This window comes from Thermovibrio guaymasensis (assembly GCF_003633715.1).
Taxonomy (GTDB): Bacteria; Aquificota; Aquificia; order Desulfurobacteriales; family Desulfurobacteriaceae; genus Thermovibrio; species Thermovibrio guaymasensis.
This window is the reverse complement of the sequence record NZ_RBIE01000001.1, coordinates 514,881-531,368: the sequence shown is the minus strand read 5'-3', so window position 1 is coordinate 531,368 and position 16,488 is coordinate 514,881. Positions and strand designations below refer to the sequence as shown.

General features: G+C 42.4%; 14 protein-coding genes. 9 read left to right on the top strand and 5 right to left on the bottom strand.

The features are described from left to right. Nucleotide 1 precedes the first annotated feature (1 nt). From C7457_RS02935 to C7457_RS02895, 9 genes are all read left to right on the top strand, one after another. The gene (locus C7457_RS02935; RefSeq protein ID WP_121169944.1) at nucleotides 2-841 is read left to right on the top strand and encodes a nitrilase-related carbon-nitrogen hydrolase; all 840 of its coding nucleotides are present in this window, start codon (nucleotides 2-4) and stop codon (nucleotides 839-841) included. After that, nucleotides 831-1,670: an NAD+ synthase gene (locus C7457_RS02930; protein ID WP_121169943.1), complete on the top strand. Its 840-nt coding sequence runs from the start codon at nucleotides 831-833 to the stop codon at nucleotides 1,668-1,670. The genes C7457_RS02935 and C7457_RS02930 overlap by 11 nt, the downstream gene beginning before the upstream one ends. Beyond that, nucleotides 1,671-3,056 (top strand): TldD/PmbA family protein, encoded by a 1,386-nt coding sequence (locus tag C7457_RS02925; RefSeq protein WP_121169942.1) that lies wholly within the window; start codon nucleotides 1,671-1,673, stop codon nucleotides 3,054-3,056. Continuing rightward, a complete protein-coding gene (locus C7457_RS02920) occupies nucleotides 3,053-3,724 on the top strand; it encodes a glutamine amidotransferase-related protein (protein WP_121169941.1) in 672 nt (223 codons plus the stop codon). Before C7457_RS02925 ends, C7457_RS02920 begins: the two co-directional genes overlap by 4 nt. Before the next feature lie 74 nt (nucleotides 3,725-3,798). Then, nucleotides 3,799-4,974 (top strand): efflux RND transporter periplasmic adaptor subunit, encoded by a 1,176-nt coding sequence (locus C7457_RS02915; protein WP_121169940.1) that lies wholly within the window; start codon nucleotides 3,799-3,801, stop codon nucleotides 4,972-4,974. Between the two features lie 6 nt (nucleotides 4,975-4,980). Further along, entirely contained in the window at nucleotides 4,981-8,232 is a 3,252-nt protein-coding gene (locus C7457_RS02910) for an efflux RND transporter permease subunit (protein ID WP_121169939.1), read from the top strand. Nucleotides 8,233-8,272: 40 nt separating this feature from the next. Further along, nucleotides 8,273-8,617 carry a coiled-coil domain-containing protein gene (locus C7457_RS02905; RefSeq protein ID WP_121169938.1) on the top strand — a complete coding sequence of 115 codons (345 nt, stop codon included), beginning with the start codon at nucleotides 8,273-8,275 and terminating at the stop codon, nucleotides 8,615-8,617. Nucleotides 8,618-8,622: 5 nt separating this feature from the next. After that, complete coding sequence (locus C7457_RS02900; protein ID WP_121169937.1) at nucleotides 8,623-9,336, top strand: LysM peptidoglycan-binding domain-containing protein; 714 nt, start codon at nucleotides 8,623-8,625, stop codon at nucleotides 9,334-9,336. Beyond that, nucleotides 9,333-9,662: a DUF7132 family protein gene (locus tag C7457_RS02895; RefSeq protein ID WP_121169936.1), complete on the top strand. Its 330-nt coding sequence runs from the start codon at nucleotides 9,333-9,335 to the stop codon at nucleotides 9,660-9,662. Before C7457_RS02900 ends, C7457_RS02895 begins: the two co-directional genes overlap by 4 nt. Nucleotides 9,663-9,680: 18 nt before the next feature. On the opposite strand, the gene C7457_RS02890 is transcribed toward C7457_RS02895, so the two are convergent. From C7457_RS02890 to C7457_RS02870, 5 genes are read right to left on the bottom strand one after another with little or no spacing between them, the layout of a single operon-like run. After that, on the bottom strand, nucleotides 9,681-10,928 hold the full coding sequence (locus tag C7457_RS02890) for a GGDEF domain-containing protein (RefSeq protein ID WP_121169935.1): 1,248 nt from the start codon (nucleotides 10,926-10,928) through the stop codon (nucleotides 9,681-9,683). Further along, on the bottom strand, nucleotides 10,928-11,662 hold the full coding sequence (locus C7457_RS02885) for a hypothetical protein (protein ID WP_121169934.1): 735 nt from the start codon (nucleotides 11,660-11,662) through the stop codon (nucleotides 10,928-10,930). The genes C7457_RS02890 and C7457_RS02885 overlap by 1 nt, the downstream gene beginning before the upstream one ends. Then, nucleotides 11,635-13,656, bottom strand: coding sequence for a TonB-dependent receptor plug domain-containing protein (locus tag C7457_RS02880; RefSeq protein ID WP_121169933.1), 2,022 nt, complete (start codon nucleotides 13,654-13,656; stop codon nucleotides 11,635-11,637). The genes C7457_RS02885 and C7457_RS02880 overlap by 28 nt, the downstream gene beginning before the upstream one ends. Beyond that, nucleotides 13,653-15,041 (bottom strand): L-seryl-tRNA(Sec) selenium transferase, encoded by a 1,389-nt coding sequence (gene selA / locus C7457_RS02875; RefSeq protein WP_121169932.1) that lies wholly within the window; start codon nucleotides 15,039-15,041, stop codon nucleotides 13,653-13,655. The genes C7457_RS02880 and selA overlap by 4 nt, the downstream gene beginning before the upstream one ends. Next, nucleotides 15,042-16,487, bottom strand: coding sequence for an NADH-quinone oxidoreductase subunit N (locus C7457_RS02870; protein WP_121169931.1), 1,446 nt, complete (start codon nucleotides 16,485-16,487; stop codon nucleotides 15,042-15,044). Nucleotide 16,488 lies beyond the last annotated feature (1 nt).

The following is a 16,488-nucleotide window of genomic DNA, read 5'->3' as shown; positions in this document are numbered from 1 at the left end:
AATGAAAATAGCCGTTGCCCAGATAAAGACAAAGCTGGGAGAAATAAAGGATAACGTAGAAAAGTGCATTCACTTTTCAGAAAAGGCAAAGGAAAAGGGAGCAGAGCTCATTGTCTTCCCTGAACTTTCACTTACCGGTTATAACTTACAGGATTCAACCTTTGAAGTGGCTTTAACTCCTGAAAGTAAAGAGTTAATCCCCCTGCTTGAGCTTAGTAGGGAAATATCAATAGTGGTAGGTCTGATAGAGGAAAGTCCGGGGCACATCTTCTACAACTCCGCTTTCTACATTGAAGGAGGAAAGGTAAAGCACGTACACAGGAAGCTATACCTTCCCACCTACGGAATGTTTGACGAAGGAAGGTTCACGGGACACGGAGAAGAGGTAAGGGCTTTCAACTCAAAGCTCGGAAAGACCTCTATCCTTATATGTGAGGACCTGTGGCACTTCTCAACAGTCTACCTCTCTTTCATTCAGGGAACTGAATATCTAATAGCCCTCTCGTCAAGCCCCGGAAGGGGATACAGAGAAAGGGGAATGTTCGGAAATGCCGAAGTATGGTTGAACATGGGAGAATTTTACTCAAGGTTAACGGGAAGCTACTTCATCTACTCAAACAGAGTTGGGGTAGAGGACGGATTTGTTTTCTCTGGAAAATCGTTCGTGTGTGACCCTTACGGGAAAGTAGTTGCCCAAGCAGGTTCTTTTAATGAGGAGCTTCTCATAGTTGAGGTAGAACCTACACTAATTCGCTCTGCAAGGATAAACCTACCCCTTTTAAGGGATGAAAGACCCCTCACCACCCTAAAGAACCTTAGGAGAATCGTTGATGAAAGATAGGTTGGCAGAGGAGCTCAGAATAGAGGATAAGGAATTTGTAAAGGACGTCCTTGTAAACTTCATAAGGGAAGAGTTCCTAAAGGCAGGTTTTAAGAGGGCAGTTGTTGGCCTCTCTGGAGGGGTTGACTCTTCCCTAGCGGCCTTCTTGGCAGTTGAGGCCTTAGGGAAGGAAAACGTTATCGGAGTTTCAATGCCCTACAAAACATCTTCCAAATCATCAAGGGAGGATGCAAGGTTAGTTGCAGAAGTCCTTGAAATTGAGTTCCACGAGATAGATATAACCCCACAGGTAGACGCCTACTTTTCGCTATTCCCCGATGCAGACTTTGTTAGAAGGGGAAACAAGATGGCCAGGGAGAGGATGGCCATCCTCTACGACTTTGCCCACCAGAAGAAAGGACTAGTCCTTGGAACCAGCAATAAGAGTGAGCTCCTAATAGGCTACTCAACTAGGTGGGGAGACGGCGCTCACGACATTAACCCTCTAGGGGACCTTTATAAGACCCAGGTATGGGATATGGCCTCCTTCATTGGAGTTCCAGATAGGATAGTTAAGAAGAAACCTTCTGCGGACCTTTGGCCCGGCCAGACCGATGAAGGGGAAATCGGAATAACATACAAAACCCTTGACAAGATTTTAGTAGGCTACGTTGACTTAAGGCTAAGAAGAGAGGACCTAATAGGGGCAGGATTTGAACCTCAAGTTGTTGATAGAGTTTTAAGCATGGTTAAGAGGAGCCAGTACAAGAGGAAACTACCTATAATCTGTAAAATTGCCCGGAGAACTGTTGATAAAGACTTCCTCTACTTTAGAGATTGGGGGCTTTAGATGGTGGACTTTAAAGAACTTGGAACTTTTGGAGCTCTCCTTTTAAAGAGAAAAGGAGCAGATTACGGAGACCTCTTCTTTGAAAGGAGGTATACCTTCTCCGGAAAGTGTGAGGACAACAGAGTAGAGGACCTTTCCTGCGGAATTGAAGTCGGAGTGGGAATAAGGTTTATAAAGAACTTTAAAACTTACTACGGTTTTACAAACAGGCTTAACAGGAAGAGTATTGAGGAACTAATTGACAGGATATCGGCAGCTGCAAGGGAGGAAAAGGAGGTAATAGTAGACTTTAACGAGAAAAGGCCCCGATACAACGAGCTTGTAGAGGGACTCTCCTTTGAAATCCCGGTTGAGAAAAAGGTTGAATACCTTAAAAGGGCAAACGACGCAGCAAGGAGTATAAGCGATAGGATTAAGCAAGTTACAGTAGTTTTAAGGGACCAAATACAGGAAGTACTTATAGTAAACACTGAAGGGAACATAGTTGAAGACGTTAGGCCGAGGATCGTTTTCTACACCTTAGTTGTAGCCTCAGATGGAGTTGAACTTCAGACAGGCTACGAACCTATTGGTCACCTCGGAGATTACTCGCTCCTTGAGAAGAACCCTCCTGAAGATGTAGCTAGAAAAGCTGCAGAAAGGGCTTTAAAGATGTTAAAGGCAAAACCGGCACCAGCAGGAAGGTTCACGGTAGTTATCTCCTCCCAGGCAGGTGGAACTATGATTCACGAGGCTGTAGGACACGGCCTTGAAGCCGACCTTGCAAACCAAGGGCTATCCGTCTATTCAGGGAAAGTAGGACAAAAAGTTGCATCGGAACTCATAACTGTAATAGATGACGGTCAGATGAAGGGAATGTACGGCTCAAGTGGGTACGACGACGAGGGAACTCCAACGGGGAAAAACGTTCTAATAGAGAATGGTGTTCTAAAGGGGTACATGTCAGACATCCTTGAAGCTATGAAGTGCGAGGAAATCCTTCCAACGGGAAACGGCAGGAGACAGTCGTACATGCACATTCCCATTCCAAGGATGACAAACACCTACGTAGCTCCCGGAGAGACAGACCCAAAGGAGATAATTGAGGATACGAAGGAAGGAATTTTAGTCGTCAAAATGGGAGGAGGTCAGGTAAACACGGTTAACGGAGATTTCGTCTTTGAAGTCTCTGAAGCCTACATGATTGAAAACGGAAGAGTTACAGAGCCCATAAGGGGAGCATCTCTGATAGGAAACGGTCCAAAAGTCCTTGAGGAAATTGACGCTGTAGGAAATGATCTCGGGTTTTCAATAGGAACTTGCGGGAAGGACGGTCAAGGAGTTCCCGTTTCAGACGGCCTTCCAACAATTAGGATTCCACAAATTACCGTAGGGGGTACCCGTTGAGGTTAGCAGCAATAAAGAACGTAGAGTTTGAGGACTTGGGAACTTTCAAAGAGACCTTTGAAAGGAGAGGAGTTAAGACTGAGGAGTTTAAGGGGTACGAAGGTGAGTTTCCATCCCCTCAGGATTATGACGTGCTGGTAGTATTAGGCGGTCCTATGGGAGTCTACCAGGAAGAGGAGTACCCCTTTTTAAGGGAGGAAGAGAGGCTGATAAAAGAGTTCTTTGAGGAAGGGAAGAAAGTCCTGGGTATCTGCCTTGGAGCTCAGCTAATAGCAAAAGTATTCGGTGCGAAAGTTGAAAAGGGCCAGTGGGGGAAAGAGATTGGCTGGAAACCGATATTCCCTCAGAGTGACCTTGAAATAATATACCGGGATGAAATAAAAGTGTTCCACTGGCACGGAGATACCTTTGAGATTCCAGAGGGAGCCGTAAAGCTGGCCTCATCTGCAATGTACCCAAATCAGGCATTTAGAGTTGGAAACAGAGTCATCGGTCTTCAGTTTCACCTGGAAGTGAACCCTGAGGGAATTGAGAGGTGGATTGAAGGATACAAAAACGAACTTCAACAGGAGGGCATATCTGCTGAGGAAATAAAGGGAAAGGAGTCTGACTGGAAAAAGCTTAAACTCTACGCAGACGTGTTTACAGAATACTTCCTGAAACTATAAAAAGAACCTTGACATCATACTAAATTCTAATAAGATAATGAAGCCGACAAACTTAGGATGATAGAGGTCTAAAAATGGGTAAAAGGACTGCTATAGCCGTAGCTTTACTTGTAGCCCTCTCTTCCTGCGGGGCAAAAGAGGAAAAGGCAGAACCTGTAAAAGTTAAAAAGGTATCAGGCGTTCAAACAAAACCGGTAGAGGTAGTTGAATTTGTAAGAAAGGCAACCTTCTCTGCAACGGTAATTCCGAAAGAGGAGATTTTCACTTCACCAAAAGTCGTCGGATACCTAATTGAGGAGAAGGCTAAAACCGGGCAGAGAGTAAAGAAGGGAGAGGTACTGGCAGTTATAGACAGTTCTGATATCAAACCTGACATAGATAAGGCTAAAGCAGCCTTAAGGGAAATAGATGCTGCTCAAAGAGAGCTCAACAAAGCTCTAGAGGAAGTAAGAGCCAACAAAAGGGCAGCAGAAGCTAATTACTCCTTCGCTAAGAGGACTTACGAAAGGTTTAAAGCCCTCCTAGAGGGAGAAGCGATATCAAAGCAGAAGTTTGACCAGGTAAAGACCCAGTATGAGGCTGCAAAGGCACAGCTTGAAGCTGTAAAGGCAAAGGAGAAACAGATCCTTGAAAGAAAGAAGGAGCTAAAAGCAAAGGAAGAACAAATTTTGGCATCCTTAAAGAAAGCTAAAGCCTTCCTCTCCTACACCTACCTAAAATCCCCGGTTGATGGGATTGTCCTTCAGAAGCTCGTTGACAAGGGAAATCTTGTCTCACCCCAGACCCCAGTCTATAAAATCGGATCTTTCCCGTTTAGGGTTAGAGCTTTCATAGATAACGTTTACTCAGATAAGATTGGTATTGGAAGTAAAGTTATTGTAAGGATAAAGGGTAAAAAGTACTCAGGTAAGGTAGTTGAAATAGACAAAAGTGCAGACCCTATCTCCCACAAGTTTGGAGTAAAGGTTGAAACTGAAGAACCTATAAAAGCAATTCCAGGGACGTACGCCGTAGTTGAGTTCCCTTCAGTAAAAGTTGAGTCATTGGCCGTTCCAAAGAGCGCTATTTACAGGGTTGGAGCTCTTGAGTTCGTCTTCGTAGTTGAAAGTGGAGTGGCCCACCTAAGACCAGTTAAAACGGGTGAAACCTTTGGAGACATGGTCATAATCCTCTCAGGTCTCCATAAGGGAGAAAAGATTGCCGTAAGCAACGTTAACAAGCTAGTTGACGGAGCAAGAGTAGAGGGGTAAAAGAGGATGAAAAACATAGACTTAGGAATAGCAGGAAGGATAGCCAAAGCCTTCATAACGTCAAAGATAACTCCCCTTTTCCTTGTAGCCTCACTCTTAATAGGTATTGCAGCTGTCGTACTAACCCCTAAGGAAGAGGAACCCCAAATCGTAGTTCCTATGGTTGACGTCTTCATTCCCTACCCCGGAGCTTCTGCAAAGGAGGTAGAGAGGAAAGTCTCAACTAGGTTTGAGAAACTGCTCTGGGAAATAAAGGGAATGGACTACGTCTACTCCATATCTAAACCAGGAATGAGTTTAATCATTGCAAGGTTTAAAGTAAATGAGGATATGGAAGATTCTTTAGTAAAGCTTTACAACAAGCTAATGTCAAATTTAGATAAGCTCCCTCAGGGAGCCCTCCAACCGCTAGTTAAACCAAAGGATATAAACGACGTTCCCATAGTAACTTTAACCCTCTGGAGCCCCGACAGGAGTCCTTACGAGCTGAGGAAGTTTGCAAAGGAAATCTGCCTCCAGCTTAAACAGGTAGAGAACGTATCAAAGTCCTGGATAATTGGAGGAGATGTAAGAAGGTTTAAAGTACTGGTAGATAAAGATAAACTAAAGAACTACCACCTCTCACTACTTCAAATTGCGAATGCCATAAGGTCTGCAAACGTTAAACTACCGGCAGGGAAGGTAGACGAGAAGAATACAGAATTTCCCGTAGAAGCCGGAGAGTTCATAAAGACAGTTAAAGACCTTGAAAATATAGTAGTAGCGGTCTACAACGGGAAACCTGTTTACTTAAAGGACATAGCTAAGGTTACAGATGCCCCAATTGACCCGGAAAACTACGTCTTTATCGGCTTTGGCCCCCACTCTGAAAAGAAAGGAGTAAGCAAGGAATTCCTCAAAGAGCACGGAAACCAGTTCCCCGCAGTAACAATTGCAGTTGCAAAGAAGAAGGGAACAAACGCTGTTAACGTAGCAAACGAGATACTAAAGAAGCTTGAGGAGATAAAACCCCGCATACTTCCAGCCGACGTTCACGTAACGGTAACGAGGAACTACGGAAAGACTGCAGAGGATAAGTTTGAAGAGTTAATGTTCCACCTCGGCGTTGCCATTACAGCAGTAGTTGTGTTCATCGGAGTAACACTCGGAATAAAGGAGGCTTTAGTCGTATCTATTGCGATACCGACAACCCTTGCTCTAACGCTCTTTATTGACTTACTAACAGGCTACACTTTAAACAGGGTTACCCTCTTTGCTCTAATCTTCACACTCGGACTTTTAGTTGACGACGCAATAGTCGTCGTTGAAAACATCCACAGACACCTGAAGTTAAAGGAAATGCCTCCTCTTCAGGCTGCAATTTACGCCGTTGCTGAAGTAGGTAACCCAACAATACTTGCAACCTTTACGGTTATAGCAGCCCTCTTACCTATGGCTTTCGTTAGGGGCCTCATGGGCCCTTACATGAAACCTATACCTGTTAACTCATCAATCGCAATGTTCTTCTCACTAATCGTAGCCTTTGTAATTTCTCCCTGGGCTGCATACCACCTCCTTAAGAAGGAAGCAGAAAAGGAAGAGGAAAAGATAGTCCTTGAGAAAACTTTAACTTACAGAATCTACAACAGGATAGTCAGACCCCTCCTTGACTCAGCAGTAAAGAGGTGGGCCTTCCTATTTATAGTTTTACTAATGATGGCAGGCTCAGTGAGCCTCTTCTTTACAAAAGCAGTTGTAGTTAAGCTACTTCCATTTGACAACAAGAGCGAGTTCCAGGTAGTAATAGACATGCCGGAAGGGACCTCTCTAGAGGATACGGCAAGGGTAACAAAGGCTATAGCAAACTATCTTCAAACAATACCTGAAGTGACAGACTATGAATCTTACATCGGAACTGCATCTCCCTTTGACTTTAACGGTTTAGTAAGACACTACTTCCTCAGGAAGGGTGGAAACGTTGCAGACATAAGAATCAACCTCATAGACAAACATGAGAGGGAAAGGCAGTCCCACGATATAGCAAAGGAAGAAAGGCCAAAAATTCAGGAAGTTGCAAGGAAGGTAGATCCAAGGGCAAACGTTAAGATAGTTGAAGTCCCTCCGGGGCCACCTGTTCTTTCAACTTTAGTTGCTGAAGTTTACGGTAAGGACGATGAGGTAAGGAGAAGGATTGCAAAAGAGATTGAAGAGATCTTCAAGAAAACTCCGGGAGTTGTGGACGTTGATACTCTAGTTGACGACGATTACTACAAATACGAGATAAAAGTTAAGAGGAGAAAGGCTAGGGAGTCTGGAGTTACTGAAAAGCAAATTGCAAATACAGTTGCAATGGCCCTCCACGGAGCTCAGGTTTCAGTTGCCCATACCGACTGGGACTCTGATCCTGTCCCAATCTGGGTTAGACTTCCAAGGGAACAGAGGGACGATATAAATAAAGTCCTTGACCTAAACATAATGAACGATAAAGGTAAACTGATACCTCTGAGGGAACTAGTTGAAATCAAGAAAGTCCCTGCAGATAAGACAATCTACCATAAGAACCTTCATCCCGTATCCTACGTAATTGGAGACGTTTCAGGGAAGTACGAAGCTCCAATCTACCCAATATTGGCAATCAACAAGTACCTATCTGAACACCCTCTTCCAGAGGGATACAAACTTGAGTATACCTTTATTCCACCTTCTATCCCCGATAACGACTTTAGACCAACGATGAAGTGGGACGGTGAGTGGCAGATTACCTACGAAACCTTTAGGGACATGGGAGCAGCCTTTATCGTTGCACTAATCCTTATCTACCTTCTAATCGTAGGTCAGTTCCAGTCATTCATTATCCCTATAATCATAATGGTACCTATTCCCCTTACTATGATCGGAATAATTCCCGGCCACTGGCTTATGACTAAACTCCTTGGGAAAATTACCTATTTTACGGCAACCTCAATGATTGGATTCATAGCACTTGCAGGAATCGTCGTAAGGAACTCAATAATCCTTGTTGACTTTATCCTCATGAGGAAGAGGGAGGGAGCTCCCCTAAAAGAGTCCATAATTGAAGCTGGAGCCGTTAGGTTCAGGCCTATTGTCCTAACTGCAGCAGCTGCAATGGTAGGAGCAGCGGTCATCCTCCTTGACCCGATATTCCAAGGACTTGCAATTTCACTCCTCTTTGGAGTTTTTGCATCTACCATGTTAACCCTCGTTGTAATCCCGGTTATATATTACATGGTAGAGAAGAGAAACTGGCAAAAGAGCTAAAGTGATACAATAAAGAGGAACTATCAACTCGGGAGGAGCTATGAAAAGAAAACTGATTACAACAATTCTCCTAGGGGTATTTGCCCTTCCTATAGGATCTTTCGCGGGGGATATCTGCAGCGTAAAGCCTGAAGCCGAAAGTAAAAAGATGACCCTTCCTGTAAAGTACAAGAAGCTTAAAGAAGAAAATAGAGAACTTCAGGAAAAGCTTCAAAATTGTAAAAGTGAGAAAGAAGAAGTAAAGGCAGAAATTGAAAACTTAAAGAGCCAAATTAGCTTCTTAGAAGAAGAGAAGATGAAACTCCAGGCAAAACTGGCTTCTCTACCTTCAAAAGAAGAGCTTGAATCACAAATAGAAGAACTTGAAAGCAGGCTGGGGAGGTAGGTAAGATGAGGAAACTAATAGCTGCTTTTTCAATAGCCCTCCTTTCTGGAATAGGAGTAGCACAGGCTGGATGTCCCAGCCCAACGGATAAGTTCGTTCTCTACCCACCAGATTTTGCTTTCTACCCGGAGAGTTTAATTAAGGCTTACAAGGAAGCCTTAAAGGAGAATGAGGAGCTCAAGTTAAAACTCCAGAAGTGTCAAGAGGAACTTGTACTCCTAAGGGCTAAGGAGAAGGAACTAAGACAGAGGTACGGAGATCTATCCTCTGAGGTTCAAAAGTTAAGACAGCAGATCGCTGAGATAGAGGCTCTCCAGCAGAGATTAGCAGAGCTGCAGAGAGAAGCTCAAAGTAAGCTCTCAAGTTGTGAGGAGATGCTCAGAAGGTGGCAGAGCCTTCCAAAGACTTACAAAGTTAAGAAAGGAGATACCCTATGGGGTATTGCTTCTAAGGACTACATCTACGGAGACCCTTGGCAGTGGCCCCTTATCTATAAGGCAAACAGGGATAAGATTAGGAACCCTCACCTTATCTTCCCCAAACAGAAACTTAAGATACCGAGGGATATTACCTGCAAGGATATAATTGAGGCAAGGAGAGAGGCCCTCAGGACTCCACCACCTCCAAGAGTTAAACCAAAGAAAGTTGGCCCTGTTAAGGCTGAAGAAGTTCCCCAAAGTGCAACCGACTACTTCCTGTGTAAGGGGTGTAAGAAATGAGAGTGAAGGAGAGCCGTGAACTGAGACTTCAGAAAGTAGTAACAAAGACTGGAGTGGAGCTCTGGAGAATTGTAGTAGCTCCGAACCACTTTTTCCTTGAGCAGAATCCTACAAAGCCCAGTAAGTATGGGACTGCTTATAGAGAAATAAAGAAAATTTACCCTGATTTTTATATGTTCTGGGAGATAAAGAACGACGAGTATACAGGGAGACTCCTAACTGGAACATTCCTTGAAAAAGAGGACATAGATAAGTTCATTGACTCTATCTTGAAAGAAGAAGATTATAAGAAATACGAAGACATAAAGGATGAAATAATTAAATGATTTAGGGGGAATTCCCCCCTAATTTAAAACAATTCTATTTTTTCCTAGCCTTTTAGCCTTGTATAATCTCTCATCAGCAATTTTAATTAAATCGTCAAGGGAATCTATATTGTCCAAATCATCTGGATAACCTACAACTCCTCCACTAAAGGAGACCCTTCTTCCTATTCCAAAATCCACTTCGAGTAACTTCTTCCTTATTCTTTCAAGGGCTTTAAAAGCTTCCTCTTTCCTAGAATAGGGAAAGATAATTAAAATTTCTTCACCACCAAACCTAACAGGAATATCTGCCTTTCTTAACTCACTTTTAATTATTTGAGCCCACTTCCTCAGAACTTCATCTCCTTTCTGGTGACCATAGGTATCATTTATCTTCTTAAAGTTATCCAAGTCAAGCATTGCAACTGAAATGGGAAATTTTTTCCTTTTCCAAAGGGGAAGAAATTTTTCCTCAACAAATAGTCTCAAATAATTTCTATTATATAAAGAAGTAAGAGGATCCATTATAGCTAACTTTTCAATTTCCTCATTTAGGGAATTTACCCGGTTTACAAGATATAAAATAAGAGAAGCAACAGTTTCAAACTCTTTTATTGAAAACCTATTTAATAAATTCCCTATCTTTCTTTCATTTACTAAAAATCTTCCCTCCGATAAGCTCTTTTCAATCACAGATATTAACCTATGTAATTTAAAAAGGTTCTCTCCTACCTCTCCCCAAATGGAAGAAATAAGGAGAAATCCAAAACCCGTAAAGACAAAAGTTAAAATAAGAACATTCGCCATCCAATCATAAACAAATTTTCTTTCTTGACTTCTATTAAAGATAGTAACAAATCTACCTTCTTTCTTGGATTCAACAAAAACAGAAGCATACTTTTCTTCAAAAGGCAAACAGACAACAATAAAATCTTTACAAAAAGACAATTTACTACAAGCATTATCCTTTTTAATCTCCCTTACAACAGTATGAAGTCTATCTGGAAAAACGAATTTCCTTCCATCATGCTCAATGTAAATTCCTTCTAACTCGGGAATTTTCAAAACAGTTTCCGATAACTGATATTTAATAAACCTTTCATTACTATAAAGATCAAATAAAATTTGAAAGTTAGTTTCAATAAGATTTGAAAGGTAAATTAAGTTTTTGTAATAAACTTCCCTCACAGCTTTAGCCGAAAAGTAACTAAATAAAACGGTTATCGTAAAAAGAATAAATCCTACAACAAAAACTCTTTGTAATACATATCTTCTAAAAGATACCATTACTCCTCAACCGGACAAGGAAGAATCTTTTCCTTAGGTTCTTTATCTATAAGTTCAACCATTTCATTGGCAAGCTTTTCATAAGAAACCCCATGAACGAAATCAACATCATAATTCTTTAAATCCTTTAGACCTGTCAAAAAAAGTATCCCATTTTCTTTCCCAAAGGAGATTAAATTAACCAAATTTACAACCTTTAAAATTTTAGGATCCGGAAAAATATAAACGTACTTATACTTTATAAGCTTACCAAAAACTTCAGATGGGGACTTTTTAAAAACAAAAATTTTAAAATACTTTTTAGGTAAATATTTCTTAGCTATAGGTAGCATTTTACGGCTAATCGGAACAGCAACCTCAATGTTATTTAATCCCTTTTCCTTCATAAAAACTCTTACGCTCCTTTCAGGAAGAGGAAAAATCCTTATTCCATAAACATTTTCCCTTATTATATGGAGTTCCTCAGGAAAGAGAACAAAAGTATAAATCAGTTTCTTAAAATCCTCTTTCTTCAAAACTCTAATAAGAGCTGGAGTTCCTATTACCAACTTAACATCACAGTTGTCAGCCATATAACTAACATCGTATCCTTTCTCTTCTAAAATCTCCTCCAATTTCTTTTTAAGCTTTAAAGCAGGAGGAACGTTATAACTGTTGTAAATACACACTTCTTCCTTGCCAGCATAAGCTATACAAGGTATTAAAATTAATAGGAGTAATGTAACCCTAACCATAAGGCTCTTTCTTCTCCTGGAACGTTGTCTGGATAAGTATAGTTCTGATTGGTTAGGTTAATAACTTGAAACATTAAAGATAGCCTTTCTGTAAGAGAGTAACGTAAATTTAAATCAGTTCTGTAGAAACCAGGAGTAGAAGAAACCCGCGAATAGGCAACTGTGGAGAGATTTAAACTAAGAGGATCTCTACTGTAAGTAATCCCTCCTGTAAATTTACTACGGGGGAAAGAAGTTCCTTTTCCAGGCACTCCACTTAAGGAAAAAACCCTATTAAAGGAAAGGTTTAACTCCCAAGAGTCACTTAAAATCTTTTTCAAAGACAGAGAGAGACCTCTCACTTTTACCGTAGTGTTACTGTTATCCCACTTCCAGGTGACAGGAGAAAGCCTCCTCTTGTAGATAAAGTCGTGAAACCGTGAATAGTACAGGAAACCGGAAATGAAGAAGGTATCTCCATTATACTCTAAAGAAGGCATTATAGAGTCTTCCTTTTCGCTATCAAGCTTAGGATTTCCTAGGAGGAACGAGTTATTCTTTATGTACATCTCCTCAAAGGAGGGTATCCTAACCGCCCTTCCCAAGTTGAGCTTAAAGTTTAAGTTCCTCGTTAAATTCCTCCTGTAGGAGAAAGAAGCACTTAAGTCCCTTCCTACGTCATTCGTCCTATGCCACCTTAAGTTAAAGAGGTAAAAGTTGTTTCCGTTTGAGTAGAAGTACTGAACGTAGGGGGAGAATACGTAGCGGGACTTCTCCATTAAGAGGCTTTCACTACTTGGGAGCTCCCTCTTAGGGAAATTATCAAGCTTTGAAACAATAGAATTCATATCCACCGGAAAGCCAGCCACCATTGCTGCAATTTGAGGAGCAACCTCCCTCAAGGAGGAAGGGAAAAAGGTTGCAGAAATTGTACTCTTATATAAATCTACCTCGTAATAGTCAACGCCAGTTAAGAAATCCCCAAGACTGCCCTTTCTATCAAGCTTCAAACCAACCCCAGGTTCCCTAACGTGCCTTTTTTCAACTGCTAAGACACCGTAAGGAACAAGACTACATATCTGATGGTTCTTCGGACAGAGGTTATATCCCCTCTCAAGGAAAAAGAAGTTTAAGTTCCCCTTTAACTCTAACCCCCACCCCCCCAGCTCACTCCTAAATCCCAGCTGGTTAATAAAAGCCCTCCTATCTGCATAGGTACTATCCCCTCCTGAAAAGAGGTGAGACATAGAAACCGGGAAGTGGTCGTCCCTATCAACAACATAACTCTTAAGGAAGAACCCCGATTCGTGATTCAACTTAAGGTAAAAGGAAGAGTGTTTGCTGAAAGGAGAGTAAACTCCCGAAACTCCAAGAGAATCTCTATAACTGCCGTGAGGAGTCTTCCACTGATTGTAGTTAACCGATAGGATTCCCTTAAAACCTCCCTTTGAAAAGGACTTTATAAAGTTAAAGTCATCATCGCCACCTGTACTTCCACTTACACGGAAGTCGGAGTTAACATCATCTGAGTCGTAGGTCACAAGGTTTATAACTGCCAAGGAGGCGTTAAACCCGTAAAGGGAGGTCATAGGACCGTAGATTATCTCAACCTGCTTAACGTTATCAAGGGAGTAGTTATTGTTAGTGCTGAAAGATGAACCGTTCGAAGGGTCAAGTGTAGATACTCCATCAATTAGAACCTGAACTTTCTCTGAGAAATAACTCTGGCGAATCCCAAGGGCCCCAACAGCCCTTAAGCCGAAGAAAGACCTGCGAACGTAAAACTCCGGAAGTTTATCAAGGAGCTCAAAAAGGTTCTTTGCCCCTAAACGGTCTATCTCTTCCCTAGTTATAACGATGGTATGCCTTGGAACCTCTGAAAGTGAGGTTTCCTCACCGGTAGCAGAGAGGACCTTAAGCTCCTGATTGAGAATGTAGTAGGAAAAGTTCTCCTGAGAAAGAGAAGCTTCAACGGGGAGGATAGACAAAATAACTAAAGGGAGAATTCTCTTCATTCTTCCTCCAAAATCTTAAGGAAGTTTGCAGCTATCTCAGGAATTTCCTTTTCAAAAACTGTCAACATATCAACCAGATAGATATTATCTTTTATTCTACCAACTACCGGAACCTGACATCTCCTCATCCTCCTATCAATTTCTTGAGGGGACAAACCGTCAACCTCAACTGCAACACAGTAAGTTGAAAGAGTTTGAAGAGGAAGAGCTCCCCCTCCAACTTCAGCCTCATCCTCAACTATCCTCACCTTTCCCCTAAAGCCTTTAAGCTTAAGCTCTCTAACGAGCTCCCTTGCCTTGTTAAAGATGTCTTCCTTACTCTGGGAGAGAAACCTCCAAACGGGAATTTCCTTTAGGGCAAGCTTCTCATCAAGGTAATACCTTAAAGCAGCTTCAAGGACGGATAGGGTCATCTTATCAACCCTTAAAGCCCTGTTTAGAGGATGCTTCTTTATTTTTTCAATAAACTCCCTCTTTCCGAGAATTATCCCGGCTTGAGCTCCCCCGAGGAGCTTATCACCACTAAAAGAGACAACGTCCACTCCAGCCTTTAAAACTTCCTGAACTGTAGGCTCGTAGGAGAGCCCCAGTTTCCTAACATCTATAAAGCTACCGCTTCCAAGGTCTTCATAAACAGGAATTCCGTATTTCCTTCCAAGCTCAACTAGCTCCTTAGTTGAGACAGAGTGGGTAAACCCGAGGACTTTGTAGTTACTGGTGTGGACCTTTAAGAGGAGACCGGTATTCTCGTTTATAGCAGATTCGTAATCCCAAGTGTGAGTCTTGTTCGTAGTTCCAACCTCCCTTAAAATGGCCCCGCTCTGCGCCATTACGTCGGGTATCCTGAAGGAACCTCCGATCTCTATCAGTTCTCCCCTTGAAACTATGACTTCCTTACCCTTTGAAAGGGCAGAGAGAACTAGAAGAACTGCTCCGGCGTTGTTGTTAACTACACAAACGTCCTCAGCACCCGTTAGTTCCTTCAAAATCCACTCAAGGTTCCTGTACCTTAACCCCCTCCTTCCTTCTTCAAGGTCGTACTCTAAGTTAGAGTAACCAGTTATTACAGAAACTAGGTTTTCGGCAACCTTATTCCCGATGGGAGCCCTTCCAAGGTTGGTATGAAGGACTACTCCCGTTGCATTAATTACCCTGTGAAGTCTCGGCCTTAGGAGCTCCTTAAGTACCCTTTTTACCCGCAACTTTAATTCTTCATAGTTAACCTCTTTAACCTCTCCTTTGCCTATTTGGGAGCGGAGCTCCCCAAGAACTTGATTTACCGCTTTCTTCAGGAAAAAAGCAGGTTGACCGTCAAGGATTTCAATTAAGTCCTTATCCTTTAAAAACTTATCAACTTTCGGAATTTGCCTGTAGAGCTCCTCCATCTACATTGTCCCCTTTATAAAAGAGGCTAAACTAACCAAAGAGGCTTGAGAAACAACTTCGGGGAAAAGCCCCAGAATTATTAGTATAAATGAGGATATAAAAACTGCTACGTAGGAGGAAAAGCCAACCGGAACTCCTTCCTCTCTCCCCTCCTTCATAAAGGCAAAGACTATCGGCTTTAAGTAAAAACCGAGGGAGATTAAGCTTGCCAACATAACGATAACAGCAGGAAGGACCTTTCCAGCCTTTATTAGGGCAACAAGAACGTAGAACTTAGCCCAGAAACCAAGAAGAGGCGGAATTCCGGCAAGTGCCATAAAGATGACTACGGACAGGAGGGCCAAGAAGGGACTCCTCCCGTAGAGACCCCTCCACTCTGTGAGGTTCTCTCCTTTAAAGCCTTTCACGGTTAAAAGTGAAATAATTCCAAAGGCTGCAATCGTCATAAATGTGTAGGCAAAAAGGTAGAAGAAAACAGAATAAACCGCAAGGGCTGGAAGGGTTGCAACGGCAGTAAGGATAACTCCAGCGTGGGATATTGAGGAGTAGGCAAGCATCCTCTTAAAGTTCTCCTGTTCCAAAGCTGCAAAGGCCCCAAACAGGGCTGAAACTAGACCGAAGATAAGAACGGCCTCATCCCACCTTTCAAAGGCCGGAAGGAATACCGGGAAAAAGAGCTTTAAAAGGGCAACAAAGACGGCAACTTTAACTGAAGCTCCCATAAAGAGGGTAACCGGAGTTGGAGCTCCGTGATAGGCATCCGGCATCCATCCGTGAAAGGGAACAGCACCGACTTTAAAGAGGAAACCAGATAGAACGAGAGCTATTCCAATTAAGGCAGCCACAGAGAAGTTGGAGTTTAAGCTAGAAGAGACCTCTGGATAGAGAGTGCTACCTGTAATTCCGTACAGGACGGCAAAACCGTAAGCTATAACCGCTGCTCCGATTGAACCTAGAATAAAGTACTTTAAAGCCGCCTCCTTACCCCTGTAGTCTCCCCTAAACAAGGCCATAAGGATGTAGATTGAAATTGACATTACCTCTAGGGAGACGAAGAGGGTGGCAAGTTCGTTGGCCTCCACCATCAACATCCCACCAAGGGCAGCAAATATAAGCGTATAGTAAAACTCCCCGACGTAGCCCGTTGGAAACTTCTCAATGTAGTCGTAAGAGACCAGAACGGTTAAAAGGAGAGTAAAGAGTATTAAAAGCTGCGCTAGAGCAGAGAGGAGGTCCTTCTTTATAAAGCCGTTAAAGGCCTCTTGAGGGGAGAAGGGAGAGTAAAGGGCAACGAGAACAACAGCAACACAGGTAACGGCAAAAGTTATAGTGGAAAAGAGGCCGTTTTTCCCCCTTGAAGGTAAGAATAGGTCTAGAAGAATTAAGAGAATAGCAGAGCTAACTAGAAAAAGCTCAGGAACAAAGAGAGAAATGTTTAAGTTCATC